This is a genomic window from Streptomyces davaonensis JCM 4913 (assembly GCF_000349325.1).
GTDB lineage: Bacteria > Actinomycetota > Actinomycetes > Streptomycetales > Streptomycetaceae > Streptomyces > Streptomyces davaonensis.
On the sequence record NC_020504.1, the window covers coordinates 1,129,233 to 1,146,677 of the forward strand.

The window sequence follows — 17,445 nt, forward strand, 5'->3', positions numbered from 1 at the left end:
CGCAGCAGTCGGCCCACCTCCAGCAGATCGTCGTGGCCGTCGGGTGCGTCGCCCAGGTCGACGACCTTGACGTGGTTCTCCGCGGTGAACACGACGCTCTCCGGGTCAAGGCGCCATCCGAAGACCCCCAGTCCATGCGCGTGTTCGAGAACGCCGAGCAGTTCGCAGACGACGGCGACGACCCAGTCGGGATGGTTCTGCCGCCGCCGTACGAAGGTCCCCAGCGTCTCCCCGGCGACGGACTCGGTGACCAGGTAGGGGCAGGGAACGTGGTCCCGGCGGGTGGTGCCGATGTCGTGGAGCACGGCCACGAAGGGGTGCCGCAGCGCGGCTCGTGCCTTGGCCCGCCTGCGGAACCCGGCCGCGAGGGCCGCGTCGGCCGCGGCCTCGGGGCGCATCATCTTGATCAGCACCGGCCGGTCGAGCTCCGTGTCCCGGGCCGCGTACGTCTCGGTCGCCGAGTCGGCTTCGATCAGCTGTCCCAACTCGTACCGCTCCGCCAGCAGCCGACCGGCACGCATCGGCGCGTACGCCCGGTTCCGGAAGATCGGCAATTGACCCGCCGAGTTGCGCACGCGTTTCTGTGGGAGCGGGAAGGACCGGGAGCGGCAGGCGGCGCTCAGGTGCTGGAACACCGTGTCCAGGGGCAGGAGTTCGGGGCCGTCGGGGACACCGCCGGCCAGCAGGCTGATGAGCTCGCCGGTGAACGCGGTGTGCCGGGCGCCGGGCGGGGCCACGGCCTGGGCGGACTCGTCGGCCGAGGCGATGAGGTAAGTGCCCTCGATCTCGGCGCCGTTGGCCACGGCGGACTGGGCGTCGCTCATCATGCCCAGGGCCCGTCCGCTGTAGCAGCAGTCCAGGATGACGATGCGGCGTTCGATCCGCAGGCCCTTCAGTTCCTCGCTCAGCCAGTAGTACGGCAGTGAGGTGTAGGGCCGTCCGACGACAGAGCCGGGCAGGCCGAGCCCCAGGTCGCCGCGGTTGGGGTCGATCAGGCCGTGGCCCGCGTAGTAGACGACCAGGGTGTCGAGTCCGCCGTCGGCCGTCTCCCGCAGGGGCTCGAAGGCCGCGGTGGCGTCCGTCGGCTCCAGCACCACCCGGCACCGCTCCTCCGACAGCCCCCACACCGCCGGGTCCCGCAGCTGCTCGGCGAGGTCCACGACATTGCCCCGGACCCCGGGCAGGGGCGCCAGATGGTCGTAACGGCTCACGCCGATCAGGACGGCGGCGGATCTGCCGGGCGCGGCCGCGGTGTTCATGTGTCCGCTACCGTTCGAGTTCCGCCAGCAGCCGGGCCGCGGTCTCGGGATCCTGGCCGGAGAGCGTGACCTTGACGCCGTCGCGCTCGAAGGTGATCTCGGGCGGGGCCGGACGGGTGGCACGCCAGGCGGCCCAGGCCAGGGCGAGGTTGCCGAGCTGGAACCCGCTGTCGAGCACGAGCTGGACGACGTCGAAAGCGGACCCCATGCGTCCGGGGACAGGCTGCTCGGCCCTCAACTCGACACGGGCGTCACGCCGCACGCGGGCGTCGTCCCGCAGCCACAGATACAACGACCGCAGCTCCGCCTCGTCCGCCGCAGTGGTGATCGCAATCTCCATGGCCCATCCCCCGGTTGAGCACCCACGTGCCTGACACAGTGGCACAACGTGGGAAGGCGCGCAGCGGTTCCGCCACAGATCAGGACCGGGCCCGTCCCCCGCAGCTCGCAGTACAACTCCGCCCCGCCCACCTCGAACACCTCAGTGCGCACGTCGCTCCCCTTCCCAAGCGAAACGTTGCCGTTTCGTTGAATCTGCTCTAGTCTCGATGTGTACGAAACCGTTTCGTTCCTGACGCGACCCGGTCGGAACGACGTTCCCTGGAGTGGTTTCCCCATGTCCCAGAAGACCCTTACCGACAGCGCGCCCGTGGGTGCCGCGCAGGAGCCGCGGGGCGCCTCGGCCAAGCGGTGGTGGATCCTCGCGATCGTCGCCGTGGCGCAGCTCATGGTGGTGCTGGACGCCACCATCGTGAACATCGCGCTGCCCTCGGCCCAGGCCGATCTCGGCTTCACCGACGGCAACCGGCAGTGGATCGTCACGGCGTACGCGCTGGCGTTCGCCTCGCTGCTGCTGCTCGGCGGCCGGATAGCGGACCTGTTCGGCCGTAAGCCCGCCTTCCTGATCGGTGTGATCGGCTTCGCCGGCGCCTCGGCGCTGGGCGGTGCCGCCGGCAGCTTCGAGATGCTGGTCACCGCGCGCGCCCTCCAGGGTGCCTTCGGCGCTCTGCTCGCGCCCGCCGCACTCTCGCTGCTCAACACCACGTTCACCGACGCCCGCGAGCGCGCCAAGGCGTTCAGCGTGTACGGCGCCATCGCCGGTGCCGGTGGCGCGGTGGGCCTGCTGCTCGGCGGTGTGCTGACCGACGCGCTGGACTGGCGCTGGACGCTGTACGTGAACGTGCCGATCGCCCTGGTCGCCCTGGTCGGCGGCTGGCTGCTGCTCTCCAACCACCGGGACGCCGCGAACTCCAAGCTGGACGTGCCGGGCACGATCCTGGTCGCCGCAGGTCTGTTCGCCGTGGTCTACGGCTTCTCCAACGCCGAGTCCCATGACTGGGGCTCCCCGCTGACCTGGGGCTTCCTGCTCGCGGGCGGCGTGCTGCTGGCGGCCTTCACCTGGTGGCAGACCAAGGCCGCGCACCCGCTGCTGCCGCTGCGGATCCTGCTCGACCGCGACCGCGCGGCCTCCTTCCTCACCGTGCTGATCACCGGCGCGGGCATGTTCGGCGTGTTCCTCTTCCTCACCTACTACCTCCAGCTCAACCTGGGCTTCAGCCCGACCAAGACCGGTGTCGCCTTCCTGCCGATGGTCGGCGCGCTGATGATCGCGGCGCAGCTCGGCACCACGGCCCTGGTGCCGCGGATCGGCCCGAAGATCGTGCTCCCGCTGGGCTTCGCCATCGCCACCGGAGGCATGGCCTGGCTGACCGGGATCGGCATCGGCTCGGACTATCTGACGGCCGTGCTGCCCCCGCTGGTCATCATCGGCTTCGGCCTCGGCCTGGTCATGCCGCCCGCGATGCAGCTGGCCACCGGCGGCGTGGCGGCCGAGGACGCGGGTGTGGCCTCCGCGACCGTCAACGCCATGCAGCAGGTGGGCGGTTCGATCGGTACGGCGCTGCTGAGCACCCTCGCCGCGAGCGCGGCGACGGACTACCTGTCCGGCCGGGACGCCACCAGCAAGGTGGTTCAGGCCCAGGCGACGATCGAGAGCTACACCACCGCCTTCTGGTGGTCGGCGGGCCTGTTCGCCGCGGGCGCGGTGATCTCCTTCTTCCTCTTCCGGCGCGGGGTGCCGGAGCAGGACCCCGAGGCCGCACCCGTCGTACACATGTGACCGAAGCAGTCCGCAGGAGCCGCAGTGGGGCCGCCGTCCGCAGGGAGACGGCGGCCCCTCGCCCGTGCGATCGGCCGGATTTGATCGTCGATGAAGCGCTCTCCGTTCGCCCTGGCGGGAATCGGGTAACCACGGGTCCATGCGAATCAGCGTGGTGGATGTGGGTTCGAACACGGTCCGACTGGTGGTGGCGGACGCCCGGGGCGGGATTCCGCTGCCGGTGCACACCGCCAAGTGGCGGCTGCGGCTGGCCGAACATGTCCGTCCGGGGGACGCGATTCCGGAGGAGGCCGTCGAGCGGCTGGTGCTCGCGGTGGCCGAGGCGAGCCGGACCGCGGCCCGGTGGCGCGCGGCCGAGCCGCCGGCCTTCGCCACGGCCGTGGTGCGGTCCGCCCCAAACCGGGACGAGGTGCTGCGCACGGTCCGGGCGCGGACGGGGGTGGATCTGTGCACCCTGCCGGGCGAGGTGGAGGCCGAGCTGACGTTTCTCGGGGCGCGGCGGTGGATGGGCTGGCGGTCGGGGCCGCTCGCGCTGCTGGACATCGGCGGCGGCTCGCTGGAGGTGGCCTTCGGCCGCGGCCGGCTGCCGGACTTCGCCGCCTCGCTGCCGCTCGGCGCGGGACGGCTGACCCATGAGTTCTTCGACGGCGACGGTCCACCGGATCCCGAGCAGGTCCGGGCACTGCGCCGCAAGGTCCGCCATCAACTGCGGGACGTGGCCGCCCGGATCCGCTGGGAGGCCCCGCGTACGGCGGTGGCGACCTCACGGACGTTCCAGCAGCTCGGCCGATTGTGCGGAGCCGCGCCCGGGCGTGACGGCCCGTTCGTCGAACGCCTCCTGCACCGCCGCGATCTGCGCGGGGCGGCCGAGAAACTGGCCGCGCTGCCCGCCCCCGACCGCGCCCTGCTCCCCGGCATCTCCGCGCCGCGCGCCGCCCAGAGCCTGGCCGGAGCGGTGGTGGCCCACACGGCGATGCAGCTGACGGGCCTGAGAACCCTCACTGTCTGCCCCTGGGCCATCCGCGAGGGAGTCCTCCTGCGCCATATCGAGGACGGCGCGACCTGGTGGTCCCGGGTCGCCCACCTCGACGAGGCCCCGGCCCCGCCCGATCCGGTGCCGCTGCGCCTGGCGGGCGCGACCACCTGAGCGACGACGCGAGGAAATCGGCGGCGGAGCGATGAGTTTCGCGGGCCTGCCGGGTCTGCCCTTCGAAAGGCGGACCGGCCGCCCGTCCTGTCGTGCGTGCGCGTCGGGCCGGTGCCAGGCTGGCGTGGCACGGAACAGTGAAGGGAAACCTCATGATCACCACCGAATCCACTCCCGGCGTCCCCTGTTGGATCGATCTCGGCGCACCCGACGTACCCGCAGCCGCGGCCTTCTACGGCACCGTGCTCGGCTGGAGTTACGAGCCCATGGAGGGCGGCGGCGAGGACATGGAGGGCGGGATGTTCCGCCGGGACGGCAAGACCGTCGCGGGACTCGGCAAGCTCACCGAGGAGGGCGCCCGCTCGGCCTGGATGATCTACTACAACGTCGCCGACGCCGACGCCACCACCCAGGCGGTCGAGAAGGCGGGCGGCACGGTGCGGGTCCCGCCGCGCGACCTCGGCGACTGGGGCCGGATGGCCCAGTTCAACGATCCGCTGGGCGGCCAGTTCGCCGTCTGGCAGCCCGGCACGGACACCGGCATGGAGCTGGTGGAAAAGCCGGGCTCGCTGTCCTGGACCGAGCTGTACACCACCGACGCCGACGGGGCGAAGAAGTTCTACGGCGACGTCTTCGGCTGGTCGTACAGCGACATGGAACTGCCGGGCGGCGGCGGTACGTACTCCCTGATCACCCCGGAGGGGCTGCCGGAGGAGCGGATGCAGGGCGGCATCATGGCCCTGCCCAAGGAGCACCTCGCCCTGACCGGCGGGAAGCCGTACTGGCACCCGGTCTTCAACGTGGAGGACTGCGACGCCGCGGTCGCCCGGGTCACCGGCGCGGGCGGCAGTGTGCAGATGGGCCCCGAGGACGCCGAGGGCGTGGGCCGGCTCGCCGTCTGCGTGGACCCGGCGGGCGCGGACTTCGTCGTACTCAAGCCCGTCGAGAGCTGAACCCGTGGGGTGAACGCGAGGTGCCGGCCGGGCGGCCCCACTCCGCCCGGCCGGCCCCCGAGACGGGATCACCGGCTCCGAGACAGGACCCGCGCTCCCCAGCCACGGGCCGCTGCGCTTGTTCACGGAGACCATGCGATCCCGGTCCCTCAGAACGCGAAGACGCTCGCGCCGAGGGAGCTCTTCACGCACTCGTTGGAGTAGGTCCGCTCGTACGAGACCCGTTGGCCCCGCCAGACGCCGTCGACCGTGACGACGACGGGGTCGTACTCCCTGGTGCACAGCATGTCGTCGGCGCTCGCGAGCGCGTCGAAGTCCCCTTGGGCGGCGCGCAGTTCGGCGCATGCCGCAGCCGGGTCCGGGTGCGTGCCGGAGGGCGCGGGGGCGCAGACCAGGGTGACGGCGCGCTCCGGGGCGGCGAGCGCCGAGCTCTCACCGTGCGCCACGGTGAGCACCAGCGCCGAGGGGGCGTAGAGCGAGGCGGGCGCGGGGCCGGGAGCCGCGGGGGCGGCCGCGGCGAAGGGGCCGCAGACGGCGGCGGCCGTCAGGCCGAGGGTCGCTGCCCAGCGCGCGGTGTTCCGCATTGTGTGCATCCTTCCGCTCGATTCGGGGGTGTGCCGGGGCCCGCCCGATGAGGCCGGAACCGGCGACCGCGAGTCTGCCGAGTCCGCCGCCGGAACACACATCGAACCCACGCGTTTCAGTAACCTTGTGTGTTGAATCAGTGGCGCGAAGTGACGGAATTCGAACGTTCCAACCCCGCGAGTTGGCCGTTCTTGATCGCCCGAAGCAGCCAAGTGGCCGAATTCCGGCTGTTCCTTAATCGGCCTGAAACATTCCGATTCCGCTCTCGGCCGATCCCTCCGCACCCCCTTGTGTTCATGTTCGAGCCGAGTAATCGTAATTACATGATTACGAGCGAACAACGAGAGAAGCTGCGCGGCTGGTTCGCCGGCCGCCTGCCCGACGATCTCTTCGAGCAGCTGACCGAGGTGACGGTCGACCGCGAGGAGATCACGGTGATCGGCCGCATCCCCGGCCCCCGGCTCGCCGAGGACGCCTCGGACGCCGAGCGGGACGCGGCCGTACAGGGACGGATCCAGGAGTTCCGGGAGCGCACCCGGCAGGACCGGATGGCCGTGGCCCGGGAGGCGGAGCACCGGTTCGGCCGGAAGGTCTCCTGGGGTGTGGAGTGCGGCGCCGAACGCGCGCTGTTCACGCATGTCGCGGCGCCCGTGATGACCCGGCTCCGGCAGCCGGAGCGGCAGGTGCTGGACACGCTGATCGCGGGCGGGGTGGCCCGCAGCCGCAGCGAGGCCCTCGCCTGGTGCGTCCGGCTGGTCCAGCGCCACACCGACGACTGGCTCACCGAACTGCGCGAATCCCTGGAACACGTCCAGCGGGTCCGCGCCCAGGGCCCGGACGCCGAAGCCGGGCAAGCGACGGACGAATCATCCACCGACGAACCGAAGGATGGATGAATCACCACCTGGTTGAAGGCTTGACCAGACCGTACGGTCGGCAGATCCCCGAGGGACGGCCTCATGTCGCCGCGCACACCCCCGCGCCCGCGAACGGCCGTCCCCTCCCCGCCGTCGCGCCACCCGCGCTCCACCGCCCGCCCCGCCGCTGGAGCCCACGTTGTCCTCGACTCCCCCTTCCCTCACCGAGGTCGAGACCCACGGCGTCGACCGCATCCCCGACGCCGACCGCACCGCCACCCCGCTGGATCTGTTCCGGCTCGCCTTCGGCGGCGCCAACACCTTCTCCACCTGCGTCCTCGGCGCCTTCCCGATCCTGTTCGGGCTCTCCTTCCGGCAGGGCCTCGCCGCCACCCTCCTCGGAGTGGTCGCGGGCGCGCTGATCCTCTGCCCGATGGCCGTGTTCGGCCCGGTCAACGGCACCAACAACGCCGTCTCCTCCTCCGCTCACCTCGGCGTGCACGGCCGGGTGGTCGGCTCGTTCCTCTCCCTGCTGACCGCGGTCGCCTTCTTCTCGATCTCGGTGTGGAGCTCCGGCGACGCCCTGGTCGGCGGCGCGCACCGGCTCTTCGGCCTGAGCCGCGGGAACCTGTCGTACGTCGTCGCCTACGCACTGTTCGCCGGTCTCGTCCTCGCGGTGTGCGTGTACGGCTTCCGGTTCATGCTGTTCGTCAACAAGGTCGCCGTGATCTCCGCGAGCCTGCTGTTCGTGCTCGGCGCGGTGGCCTTCGCCGGTGACTTCGATCCGTCGTACGCGGGCGTGTTCACCGACTCAGCCGACGCCGCGACGCAGTCCCTGTTCTGGCCGTCCTTCATCGGCGCGGCGCTGATCGTGCTGTCCAACCCGGTGTCGTTCGGGGCGTTCCTCGGCGACTGGTCGCGCTACATCCCGGCGAGCACCCCGCGCCGCAAGGTCGTCGGCGCCGCGTTCCTGTCGCAGATCGCCACCCTGCTGCCGTTCCTCTTCGGCCTTTCGACCGCGAGCATCATCGCCGACAAGGCGCCCGAGTACGTCGATCCGGCCGCCCCCGACTTCGTCGGCGGACTGCTCGCCGTCTCCCCCGGCTGGTACTTCCTGCCGGTCTGCCTGATCGCCCTGATCGGCGGCATGTCGACGGGCACCACGGCGCTGTACGGCACCGGGCTCGACTTCTCCTCGGTGTTCCCGCGGCTGTCGCGGGTGCAGGCGACCGTGCTGGTCGGCGCGTTGGCCATCGCGTTCATCTTCATCGGGCGGTTCGCGCTGGACCTGGTGCAGTCGATCTCCACCTTCGCCACGATGATCATCACCTGCACCACTCCGTGGATGGTCGTGATGATGCTGGGCTTCTGGACCCGGCGCGGTTGGTACGACCCCGACGCCCTCCAGGTCTTCAACCGCCGTCAGCGCGGCGGCCGGTACTGGTTCGCGCACGGCTGGAACTGGCGCGGCATGACCGCCTGGTGGGTCTCGGCGCTGCTCGGGGTGCTCTTCACCAACATCCCCGGCCAGTTCGTCGGCCCCTTCGGCGACCTCGCGAACGGCGTCGACATCAGCCTGCCGCTCTCCATGGCGGTGGCCGCCGTGCTGTTCCTGGCGCTGCTGCGGCTGTTCCCCGAACCCCGGGCGGTCTACGGGCCCGAGGGCGCGCGGCTGGCCCGCACGGTCGACAGCCCCGTCCCGCCGATCACCGGGCCGGGCGCCGGGGCGCCGTTGTCAGACCCCTCGGCTACGTTGCGGGCATGACGCGATTCGTACTAGTAGCAGGTGCGTGGCTCGGGGCGTGGGCGTGGGACGAGGTGGCGGCGGAACTGCGCGCGGCCGGACATGAGGCGTATCCGCTGACGCTGACGGGCCTCGCCGAGAAGCGGGACGTCCCGGCCGGGCTGGAGACCCATGTCCAGGACATCGTCGACGAGGTGGAGCGCCTCGATCTGCGCGAGGTCGTCCTCGTCGGGCACAGCTACGCGGGTGTGCCGGTCGGGCAGGCGGCGGAGCGGATCGGCGAACGGCTGGGGCGGGTGGTGCTCGTCGACGCCAATGTCCCGGTCGACGGCGAGTCGTTCCTCGCCGGCTGGCCGAGCGATTTCGTGCGGGAGGCCATCGCCGCGCACGACGGCTTCTGGCCGTGCCCCGACCCGGCCGAGTTCGCCGGCCAGGGACTGACGGACGACCAGGTGGCGAGACTCGTCGCCGGTGCCACCGCGCACCCCGGCGCCACGCTCACCGAACCGGCGGTCCTGTCCCGCCCGTTCGGCGAGCTGCCCGGCACGTACATCAAGTGCCTGCTGGACGGCGAGGAGCCGTGGGGCGCGGCGGCCGAGCTGCTGAAGAGCGAGCGCTGGAATCTGGTCGATCTCGACACCGGGCACTGGCCGATGTTCTCGCGGCCCCGCGAACTCGCCGGGATCCTGGCGGCGTCGACGAAGGGCACCTGACCCACCACCCCTGCCTACCGGTCGGTATGGTCTGCGTACTGCGCGTTCTCAACGACGAGGGGCGGACCGACGGCATGGGCAAGCACTGGGCGGACTTCCAGTACGAGATCTACCTCAACGGCATGACGGGGGCCGTACCCCGGCTGCCCACCGATCTGACCCGCCTCGAGGAGCTGACCGAGCAGCGCCTCGGGCCGGGCCCGGTCGGCTATGTCGCCGGAAGCGCCGGGGACGGCAGCACCGCGCGCGCCAACCGGGCGGCCCTGAAGCAGCACCGGATCGTGCCGCGCATGCTGCGGGACGTGCACGAGCGGGATCTGTCGGTCGAGGTGCTGGGCCGCGCGCTGCCCGCGCCGCTGACGCTGGCGCCGGTCGGCGTGCTGTCGATCATGCACCCGGACGCCGAGTCCGCCGCCGCCCGCGCCGCCGCCGCGCAGGGCGTGCCGTTCGTCCTGTCCTCGGCGTCCAGCACCCCCATGGAGCAGGTCGCCGAGGCGATGGGCGACGCCGAGCGCTGGTTCCAGCTGTACTGGCCCAAGGACCCCGAGGTGGCGCTCAGCTTCCTGAACCGGGCGAAGGCGGCCGGGTACACCGCGCTCGTGGTCACCCTGGACACACCGCTGCTGGCGTGGCGGCCCCGCGATCTGGACCAGGCGTATCTGCCGTTCCTGCACGGTGTGGGCACCGCCAACTACTTCACCGACCCGGCGTTCCGGGCGGGCCTGGCCAAGCCGGTGCACGAGGACCCGAACGCCGCGGTGATGCACTTCGTGGGCATGTTCGCCGATCCCGGGAAGACCTGGCCGGACCTGGCGTTCCTGCGGGAGCACTGGGACGGCCCGATCGTGCTGAAGGGGATCCTGCACCCCGACGACGCGCGGGCGGCCGCCGACGCCGGGATGGACGGGGTCGTCGTCTCCAACCACGGCGGCCGGCAGGTGGCCGGTTCGATCGCGGCGGCCGAGGCGCTGCCGGGGGTCGTCAAGGCGGTCGGGGACCGGCTCACCGTGCTCTTCGACAGCGGGATCCGCACCGGCGACGACATCTTCAAGGCGCTCGCGCTCGGCGCCGAGGCGGTGCTCGTCGGACGGCCGTACGTCTACGGGCTCGGCCTGGACGGACAGGCGGGCGTCGAGCACGTCATCCGCTGTCTGCTCGCCGAACTCGACCTCACCCTGGCCCTGTCGGGGCACGCGGGACCGGGCACGCTGAGCCCGGCAGACCTCACCGAGGGGCGCGCATGAGCGCCCGGAACGTCCTCGCCGTCATCGCCCCGCACGTCGGCGGGCGACGCGTCGGAGCCGGACTCGCCACGCTGTTCCCCGCCGACGCGCAGGTCACCGTCGTCGAGACCGCGGACGAGGACCCGGCCGCGCTGCGCTCCGCCGAGGTGATCATCACCGGGCTCGCCCCCGTGACCGCCGAACATCTCGCCGCCGCACCGGAGTTGGAGCTGGTGCAGTGCGCGAGTCACGGCTTCGACTACGTCGATGTGGCGGTCGCCCGCGAGCGGGGTGTGCGGGTGTGCAACATCGGCTCCAGCGGCGCCGAGGCGCAGAACGTCGCCGAGCAGACCTTCGCCCTCATGCTCGCCCTCGCCAAGCAGCTGATCCCCGCACACACCGCGCTCGTCGACGCCGACTGGGCCCTGCCCCGCCTCCAGAACTCCCTGACCGAACTGTCCGGCAAGACCCTCGGCATCGTGGGCCTCGGCCAGATCGGCCGGGAGGTCGCCCGGCGCGCGGTCGCCTTCGACATGACCGTGGTCTACGCCGGACGCAACCGGGTCTCCCCCGAGATCGAGGCGCAGTACGGCGCCCGTCATCTCCCGCTGGACGACCTGCTGCGCGCCGCCGACTACGTCACCCTCCACACCCCGCTCACCGACGACACCCGGCACCTGCTGGACGCGGGGCGGCTGGCGCTGCTGAAGCCGACGGCGTTCGTCGTGAACACCGCGCGGGGCGCCCTGATCGACCAGGACGCCCTCGCGGACGCCCTGGAGAAGGGCGCCCTGGCCGGGGCGGGCCTCGACGTCTTCGACCCCGAACCGCCCACCCCGGCCCTGCGGTTGCTGCGGGCCCCGAACGTGGTGCTGTCCCCGCACGCCGGTGGCGTCACCCGCGAGACGCTGGTGCGCATCGCGCTGGCCGCCGTGGCGAACGTGACCGGGTTCCTCACCGGTGAGGCCCCGCGGGACGTGGTCAGTTAGGGCGGGGCGAGGGCGCGGCGACGGACAGCGATCCGGGCTCCGCGGTCGAGCCCGGATCGGCCAGCCAGCGCTGTTCGTCGGAGCCGTCGCGGGCCTTGACTACGATGTCAGCGCCCACGTCGGCGGTGGTGGAGGTGAGGGCGAGCTCCTCGTCCCAGCGGGGCAGTAACTCGCCCTGCACGGTGAGGTCGTAGCGCACGTCGTCGGCGCGGTCGGCGTCGTCGTCGGCGCACCGGCCGAGCACACCGACACCGGCGTCCACACGCGAGTCCAGGCACAACTCCGGTGCCGCGGCGCTGCGCAACAGTCCGTCCTCCTCGTACGACCACTGCTGGGTGCCGGCGTCCGAGCACCTCGCGAGTTCGGCTCCGGCCCCGGCCTCCGGCTCGTCGCGGATGTCCAGGCACAGGTCTGCTCCGGCGTTGCGCAGCCTGGTCCGCCGTGGCGGGACGGGGAGTTGGGCGGTGCCCGGTGGCACCGAGGACACCGTGGGCGGGGCCTCGGCACCGGTGTCACCGCTGGTGGCGGAGGCGGCCGGGACGGTGCCGTCGCCGTCGGACCAGACGGTGGCGGCGAGGACCGAGGCGAGCAGTCCGGCGGAGGCGATGCCGACTCCGGTGAGCATCACCCGCGACGGACGCGGTCCGTCCACCACCCGGCGCACCTGTGCGGGGACGGGGATACGGGGCAGCAGGCGCCGACGGCTGCGGCCGTGCCGGGCCACACCCCGGGGGCGCGCGGTGTGCTGGGCGCGGCCGGGGCGGGAGTCCAGATAGCGGCGGGCGCCCCAGCCGAGGACGGCCTCGGCGATCAGGGTGCCCAAAGCACCCTCGAAATGGCTCAGTTGTTCGGCCGTAGAACGGCAGTAGCGGCACTGGGAGAGATGCTGCTGGACATCCGGGAGCAGGGCGCCGCCGCGGCGAATGGGGACGTCGAGGAGGCGGTTGTAGAAGCGGCAATCCTTCGTCGGCGCGAGTTCCCGATGAGCGAGTACACAACCTTCGCGGAATTTTTCACGCGCCTGTTCGAGTGCGGCCGACGCGGTGTCGGTATCCAAGCCGAGCAGTCCGGCGGGCACGGATATCGGTTCGGCCTCCACCTCGGTGTGCCAGAGCAGACACCGGGCCAGTCCGGGAAGGGCGTTGAATGAACGCCCGGCCAGCTTGCGATTTTCCGGGGTCATGGACTTCGCGGCGCGCATACCGCGACCGCCGGCCGGTTTCCCGAGCTCCGGCAGGACCGCCGCCATTCGCTCCTCGGCGGCCCAGACCCGGACGGTGTCGCGGACGGCGACCAGCAGGAAGGGGCGCAGCGCGGCGGCCGGTTCGCCGAGCGCGAGGCGGTCCAGGACCTGGTGGAACGCGGCGGCGGTGACCACGGCGGAGAGCTCGGCCCGGGAGGCGAGGCAGATCGCGGCGTATTCCCGGACGGGATGCCAGTGCCGTGCCATCAGCAGGGCGACGGTGGTGGCCGTCTCGCCGTCGGGTCTGCCTCTCAGCCGGGCGGCAAGGCCGTTGTCCGATTCCTCGGGGACGCCGACGGGCGGCGGGTATGGGGGGCGAGGGGGGTGGGGGGTGGGCACTGAACGGATTCCTTCCCACGCGCAGAGAACAGCGCGGGGGGCGTGAATTCACCGACCCCCATCCGGACCCGATCCCCCATCGGTCCGAATGCGACCCGGCTTTTACCCCCCGCACGGGCACTTAACCCTTGCACATAACACTCACGCCCAACAAGGCACTCGGGCAACATCCGCACCTTTGAAAGAAAGTCAGAAACGACGGCAACTCCCGTCACCCACACCGACTTTCGGCTTTGCCCTGCGCCCCGTGTGAATCACGCACCCACACCCGGCCAAGACGCACGCTCCCCACCCGGCCGCTCACACGCTGAACTGGAACCGGCCCCTCGGAAGGCCCCGCGCAGGACGGCGGCTCTCCCGCGCGAAACGGCCGCCGACCCCGCTCCTCCCGCCCTCGGTCGGCGGCCCCGAGGACGAAAGGCAGGGCCGACGGCCCCCATCTACCCCCGAGCGGCAACAGCACCGACTCCACACGCCCGAAGCCTTCCGGCCAGATGCTCCATCTCGGCGAACGTCCCCGAGTACGCCCCGCTCACCACGCGGCGCACCTCGGCCTTGGCAGCCGGCAGGTCCAGACCCGCCTCGGCCCGCAGCACCCGCATGATCAGGACACGCTGCGCCTGCGGATCACTGACGCTGAGCTTCGCCGGTCCATGCTCGGCGAGCAGTTGCTCCCGCCGTTCCACAGGCAGCGCCCCGGCGCACACGGCGAGAGCGAAGCCGCAGGCGGGGCACGCCGACTCGACGTCCCATCGCAGACTTCCGGCCACGAGGGCCTGGACGCCATGGCACTCCAGCTCCGCGCCGCACTCCTGACACGGCGCCGACCAGGTGACCGACTCGAACACGGCCGGCTGTCGGGTGCTCGGCTCGTCGCTCAGATCTGCCACGACCGCAGGCGGTCCGCTGCGCCGTAGATGTCTGTCTTGCTGTCGATCAGGTCTCGGGTGAGGTCGACGAGGGCGCCGTAGGGGGGATCGATGCCGGCGCCGCTGACGTACATGTAGGCGACTGCGGTGGCGCAGGCGAAGCGGGCGTTGGCTGCGGGGAGGGGCTTGAGGAGGGCGAGGGTGTGGAGCAGTGCGGCTGCTCGCCAGGCGGGGTCCGAGTTCACGCCGAGGCGTGGTGGGTCGACGCGGTGTCGGGCCACGGCCGCGACCAGCGCCGAGAAGTCGTTGATCGTGGGCTGGTCCGGCAGGACCTCCTCGTGCCGCTGGAGCAGCCAGGGCACGTCTATGTGGATGACGGGTGCCATCGGTCAGGCGGCCCGCCCCTCGCCCTTGGCAGGTGGTTCGTCGTCCGGGAAGGCGGCCGCGAACTCGTCGGCGTGCGAGGAGAAGAACCGGCGGAACGCCTCGGCGCCTTCCTGGAGCGCCCGGTGCCGGGCGATGTCCGCCGCCGCGGCCTCCCGTACGAGCGCCTTCATCGACGTACCGCGTTCCTTGGCGATCTGCCGCAGGTCCTCAAGCTCGCGGTCGCTGAACTCCACATTGAGAGCTGGCATGCCCTCACGGTACCGCGCGGGTACTTACCCGTAAATACGCCCAGGTCAGAACAGGTGTCCAACGGTACCTGAAGAGCGGCAGGGCACCGTCCGTTTTCACCGGATTCTGAGAGCTGGGTCACATTGCCCCGCTCCGGTGTCACAAACCGGCCCCCTCGCGGCCTCCCAGTGGTGAGCGCACCGCTGCGGAGGCCCCCGAATGTCCGAGATCCCTCTTACCGACATCGACACCGACCCAGACACCGACCCAGACACCGACGACCGGCTGGACCAGGCGACCGAAGACTTCCTCGCCCATCGCGAGCTGCTGTTCGGCGTCGTCTACAACGTGCTCGGCAGCGTCGCCGACACCGAGGACGTCCTCCAGGAGACCTGGCTGTCCTGGACGGCCCGGGGCGGCGGCGAGCCTCTGGAGGACATCGCCAACCCACGGGCGTATCTCGTCCGGGTGGCCGTCAACCACGCCCTGCGCCGCCGCGCCACGATCACCCGCCGCCAGGAGACCTACGTCGGCCCCTGGCTGCCCGAACCGCTGGTCGCCTCCGACGACGGCGCGGACGATCCAACCCTGCGCGCCGAGTCCGTGTCGCTGGCCATGCTGGTGGTGCTGGAGTCGCTGACCCCGCTGGAGCGGGCGGTGTTCGTGCTGAACGAGGTGTTCGGCTACCCGCACACCGAGATCGCCGGCATCCTCGACCGCACCCCGGCGGCCGTACGGCAGCTGGCCCGACGCGCCCGGGAACACGTGCACGCCCGCAGACCGCGGTACCGGGCGCATCCACGGGTGCGGCGGGAGGCGACGGAGCGGTTCGTGCGGGCCGCGTTCGACGGGGACATCGCCGCGCTGATGGAGATCCTCGCCCCGGACGTCACGGTCTGGTCGGACGGCGGCGGCAACCGCAAACCGGCGGGACTGCGGCCGGTGCAGGGCCGGGAGAAGGTGGTCCGGCTGCTCACCGGACACGCGGCCCGGCACGGTGTGGCCGAACTGGACGTGCGCTACCGCCGGGTCAATGGCGACGACGCGGCGGTGCTGTTCGACGGCGACGCCCCGTTCGCGGTGATGGTCATGGACCTCACCCCGGAGGGCGACCGGATCTCGGGCCTGTACATCGTCAGCAACCCCGACAAGCTCGGCCATGTCGAGCGCGGCGAGGAAGAGGAAGAGGAGGGGGAGACGTGAGCGAGGCCTCGAAGGGCGAGCGCGTCGCCGACTGGTTCGACGGCCGCCTCGGCATCCACGCGCTGGGCCGCAAGTACCTGCGCAAGGTCTTCCCCGACCACTGGTCGTTCCTGCTGGGCGAGATCTGCCTGTACAGCTTCGTGGTGCTGATCCTGACCGGCGTCTGGCTCACCCTCTTCTTCCACCCGTCGATGAACGAGGTGACGTACGAGGGCAGTTACGTCCCGCTCAACGGCATACGCATGTCCGAGGCGTACGCCTCCACCCTCGACATCAGCTTCGACGTGCGCGGCGGACTGCTCATCCGCCAACTGCACCACTGGGCGGCGCTGGTGTTCGTCGCCGGGATGCTGACGCACATGATGCGGCACTTCTTCACCGGGTCGTACCGCAAGCCCCGGGAGATCAACTGGCTGTTCGGCTGGCTGCTGCTCTTTCTCGGCCTGTTCGAGGGCCTGTTCGGCTACTCGCTCCCGGACGATCTGCTGTCGGGCACCGGCCTGAGGTTCGTCAACGGCGCGCTGCTGTCCGTCCCGATCGTGGGCACGTACCTGTCGATGTTCCTGTTCGGCGGCGAGTTCCCCGGCGAGGACATCGTGGCCCGCTTCTACGCGCTGCACATCCTGGTGATCCCGGGCATCATGGCGGCCCTGGTCGTCGCGCATGTCCTGCTGGTCGTGTACCACAAGCACACCCAGTTCGCGGGCCCCGGCCGCAGCGAACGCAACGTCGTGGGCGCCCCGTTCATGCCGGTGTACCTGGCCAAGGCGGGCGGCTTCTTCTTCCTCGTCCTCGGCACGCTCACCCTGCTCGCCGCGGTCGCCACGATCAACCCGGTCTGGGTGTACGGCCCGTTCCGCGCCGACCAGGTCTCCACGGGCGCCCAGCCCGACTGGTACCTGGGCTTCGCGGAGGGCCTGGTGCGGGTGATGCCCGGCTGGGAGATCACGATGTGGGGCCACACCCTGGCCCTCGGCGTGCTCATCCCGATCGTCGTCTTCCCGCTGCTCCTGGTCCTGATCGGCGTCTACCCGTTCGTGGAGTCCCGGCTCACCGGCGACCAGCGCGAGCACCACCTCCTGGACCGCCCCCGCAACCACCCGGTCCGCACCGGCCTCGGCGCAGCCTGGATCGCGCTCTACCTGATCCTGCTGGCGGGCGGCGGCAACGACATCGTGGCGACGAAACTCCATCTGTCCATCAACGCGGTGACCTGGACGATCCGTATCGCGGTCTTCGTCCTGCCGGTGATCGTGTTCGTCGTGACACGCCGCATCTGCCTCGGCCTCCAGCTCCGCGACAAGGAACTCGTCGCCCACGGCCGCGAGACGGGCATCATCAAGCGCCTCCCGCACGGCGAGTACGTCGAACTCCACGAGCCCCTGGACCAGGCCCGCCTGCACACGCTGACGGCCCATGAACGACCCGGGGAACTGCTCCAGCGGGAACCGTAGGCGGTTGGGTCCCTTGCGGTTTGCCCCTTCCCTCGAGCCCTGGGCTCACTACCCTGGTGTGAGGTTTCCGCACCTTCAGGCAGTCGAACAGGGCATCGGCTCGCGTGCCTTGCAGGGGGCAATGGAGGGATCG

At 71.3% G+C, this 17,445-nt stretch carries 16 protein-coding genes and 1 pseudogene; 10 read left to right on the forward strand and 7 right to left on the reverse strand.

The features are described 5' to 3' along the window. Nucleotides 1-617: 617 nt before the first annotated feature. Both BN159_RS46900 and BN159_RS04965 read right to left on the reverse strand, forming a co-directional pair. Nucleotides 618-1,259, reverse strand: a pseudogene (locus BN159_RS46900) (caspase family protein); the annotation flags it as partial. 7 nt (nt 1,260-1,266) lie between these two features. Then, nucleotides 1,267-1,599, reverse strand: a complete 333-nt coding sequence (locus tag BN159_RS04965; protein WP_015655816.1) for an effector-associated constant component EACC1 — start codon at nt 1,597-1,599, stop codon at nt 1,267-1,269. Nucleotides 1,600-1,875: 276 nt separating this feature from the next. On the opposite strand from BN159_RS04965, the gene BN159_RS04970 reads away from it, so the two are divergent. From BN159_RS04970 to BN159_RS04980, 3 genes are all read left to right on the forward strand, one after another. Continuing rightward, the gene (locus BN159_RS04970; protein ID WP_015655817.1) at nt 1,876-3,378 is read left to right on the forward strand and encodes an MFS transporter; all 1,503 of its coding nucleotides are present in this window, start codon (nt 1,876-1,878) and stop codon (nt 3,376-3,378) included. A gap of 139 nt (nt 3,379-3,517) precedes the next feature. Continuing rightward, complete coding sequence (locus BN159_RS04975) at nt 3,518-4,525, forward strand: Ppx/GppA phosphatase family protein (RefSeq protein WP_015655818.1); 1,008 nt, start codon at nt 3,518-3,520, stop codon at nt 4,523-4,525. A 152-nt stretch (nt 4,526-4,677) separates the two neighbouring features. Then, on the forward strand, nt 4,678-5,478 hold the full coding sequence (locus BN159_RS04980) for a VOC family protein (RefSeq protein ID WP_015655819.1): 801 nt from the start codon (nt 4,678-4,680) through the stop codon (nt 5,476-5,478). Nucleotides 5,479-5,627: 149 nt separating this feature from the next. Here the strand turns inward: BN159_RS04980 and BN159_RS04985 are convergent, their stop codons facing one another. Next, nucleotides 5,628-6,062, reverse strand: a complete 435-nt coding sequence (locus BN159_RS04985; protein ID WP_015655820.1) for a subtilase-type protease inhibitor — start codon at nt 6,060-6,062, stop codon at nt 5,628-5,630. Nucleotides 6,063-6,386: 324 nt separating this feature from the next. Here BN159_RS04985 and BN159_RS04990 point away from each other — a divergent pair, with 324 nt between their 5' ends. From BN159_RS04990 to BN159_RS05010, 5 genes are all read left to right on the forward strand, one after another. Further along, the gene (locus BN159_RS04990) at nt 6,387-6,959 is read left to right on the forward strand and encodes a hypothetical protein (protein ID WP_041818828.1); all 573 of its coding nucleotides are present in this window, start codon (nt 6,387-6,389) and stop codon (nt 6,957-6,959) included. Nucleotides 6,960-7,119: 160 nt separating this feature from the next. Further along, nucleotides 7,120-8,685: a purine-cytosine permease family protein gene (locus tag BN159_RS04995; protein ID WP_015655822.1), complete on the forward strand. Its 1,566-nt coding sequence runs from the start codon at nt 7,120-7,122 to the stop codon at nt 8,683-8,685. Further along, on the forward strand, nt 8,682-9,377 hold the full coding sequence (locus BN159_RS05000; protein WP_015655823.1) for an alpha/beta fold hydrolase: 696 nt from the start codon (nt 8,682-8,684) through the stop codon (nt 9,375-9,377). The genes BN159_RS04995 and BN159_RS05000 overlap by 4 nt, the downstream gene beginning before the upstream one ends. Nucleotides 9,378-9,451: 74 nt before the next feature. Further along, nucleotides 9,452-10,621: a lactate 2-monooxygenase gene (locus BN159_RS05005; protein ID WP_041820828.1), complete on the forward strand. Its 1,170-nt coding sequence runs from the start codon at nt 9,452-9,454 to the stop codon at nt 10,619-10,621. Beyond that, nucleotides 10,618-11,589 carry a 2-hydroxyacid dehydrogenase gene (locus tag BN159_RS05010; RefSeq protein WP_015655825.1) on the forward strand — a complete coding sequence of 324 codons (972 nt, stop codon included), beginning with the start codon at nt 10,618-10,620 and terminating at the stop codon, nt 11,587-11,589. The genes BN159_RS05005 and BN159_RS05010 overlap by 4 nt, the downstream gene beginning before the upstream one ends. On the opposite strand, the gene BN159_RS05015 is transcribed toward BN159_RS05010, so the two are convergent. From BN159_RS05015 to BN159_RS05030, 4 genes are all read right to left on the reverse strand, one after another. Beyond that, nucleotides 11,582-13,171, reverse strand: coding sequence for an RICIN domain-containing protein (locus BN159_RS05015; RefSeq protein ID WP_015655826.1), 1,590 nt, complete (start codon nt 13,169-13,171; stop codon nt 11,582-11,584). The genes BN159_RS05010 and BN159_RS05015 overlap by 8 nt on opposite strands. Nucleotides 13,172-13,611: 440 nt before the next feature. Beyond that, complete coding sequence (locus BN159_RS05020) at nt 13,612-14,061, reverse strand: hypothetical protein (protein ID WP_015655827.1); 450 nt, start codon at nt 14,059-14,061, stop codon at nt 13,612-13,614. Next, entirely contained in the window at nt 14,049-14,426 is a 378-nt protein-coding gene (locus BN159_RS05025) for a hypothetical protein (RefSeq protein WP_015655828.1), read from the reverse strand. The genes BN159_RS05020 and BN159_RS05025 overlap by 13 nt, the downstream gene beginning before the upstream one ends. Nucleotides 14,427-14,429: 3 nt before the next feature. Then, nucleotides 14,430-14,675, reverse strand: coding sequence for a hypothetical protein (locus tag BN159_RS05030; protein ID WP_015655829.1), 246 nt, complete (start codon nt 14,673-14,675; stop codon nt 14,430-14,432). Nucleotides 14,676-14,874: 199 nt separating this feature from the next. Between BN159_RS05030 and sigJ the strand changes: the two genes are divergently transcribed. Both sigJ and qcrB read left to right on the forward strand, forming a co-directional pair. After that, nucleotides 14,875-15,858, forward strand: a complete 984-nt coding sequence (sigJ, locus tag BN159_RS05035) for an RNA polymerase sigma factor SigJ (RefSeq protein ID WP_015655830.1) — start codon at nt 14,875-14,877, stop codon at nt 15,856-15,858. Continuing rightward, complete coding sequence (gene qcrB, locus BN159_RS05040) at nt 15,855-17,312, forward strand: cytochrome bc1 complex cytochrome b subunit (RefSeq protein ID WP_015655831.1); 1,458 nt, start codon at nt 15,855-15,857, stop codon at nt 17,310-17,312. The genes sigJ and qcrB overlap by 4 nt, the downstream gene beginning before the upstream one ends. The last annotated feature ends 133 nt before the right edge of the window (nt 17,313-17,445 follow it).

What these genes read in the sequence shown, in the direction of transcription:
- BN159_RS04965 (WP_015655816.1), bottom strand. Translation starts at nt 1,599, where the DNA reads ATGGAGATTGCGATCACCACTGCGGCGGACGAGGCGGAGCTGCGGTCG.
- BN159_RS04970 (WP_015655817.1), top strand. Translation starts at nt 1,876, where the DNA reads ATGTCCCAGAAGACCCTTACCGACAGCGCGCCCGTGGGTGCCGCGCAG.
- BN159_RS04975 (WP_015655818.1), top strand. Translation starts at nt 3,518, where the DNA reads ATGCGAATCAGCGTGGTGGATGTGGGTTCGAACACGGTCCGACTGGTG.
- BN159_RS04980 (WP_015655819.1), top strand. Translation starts at nt 4,678, where the DNA reads ATGATCACCACCGAATCCACTCCCGGCGTCCCCTGTTGGATCGATCTC.
- BN159_RS04985 (WP_015655820.1), bottom strand. Translation starts at nt 6,062, where the DNA reads ATGCGGAACACCGCGCGCTGGGCAGCGACCCTCGGCCTGACGGCCGCC.
- BN159_RS04990 (WP_041818828.1), top strand. Translation starts at nt 6,387, where the DNA reads ATGATTACGAGCGAACAACGAGAGAAGCTGCGCGGCTGGTTCGCCGGC.
- BN159_RS05000 (WP_015655823.1), top strand. Translation starts at nt 8,682, where the DNA reads ATGACGCGATTCGTACTAGTAGCAGGTGCGTGGCTCGGGGCGTGGGCG.
- BN159_RS05005 (WP_041820828.1), top strand. Translation starts at nt 9,452, where the DNA reads ATGGGCAAGCACTGGGCGGACTTCCAGTACGAGATCTACCTCAACGGC.
- BN159_RS05010 (WP_015655825.1), top strand. Translation starts at nt 10,618, where the DNA reads ATGAGCGCCCGGAACGTCCTCGCCGTCATCGCCCCGCACGTCGGCGGG.
- BN159_RS05025 (WP_015655828.1), bottom strand. Translation starts at nt 14,426, where the DNA reads ATGGCACCCGTCATCCACATAGACGTGCCCTGGCTGCTCCAGCGGCAC.
- BN159_RS05030 (WP_015655829.1), bottom strand. Translation starts at nt 14,675, where the DNA reads ATGCCAGCTCTCAATGTGGAGTTCAGCGACCGCGAGCTTGAGGACCTG.
- sigJ (WP_015655830.1), top strand. Translation starts at nt 14,875, where the DNA reads ATGTCCGAGATCCCTCTTACCGACATCGACACCGACCCAGACACCGAC.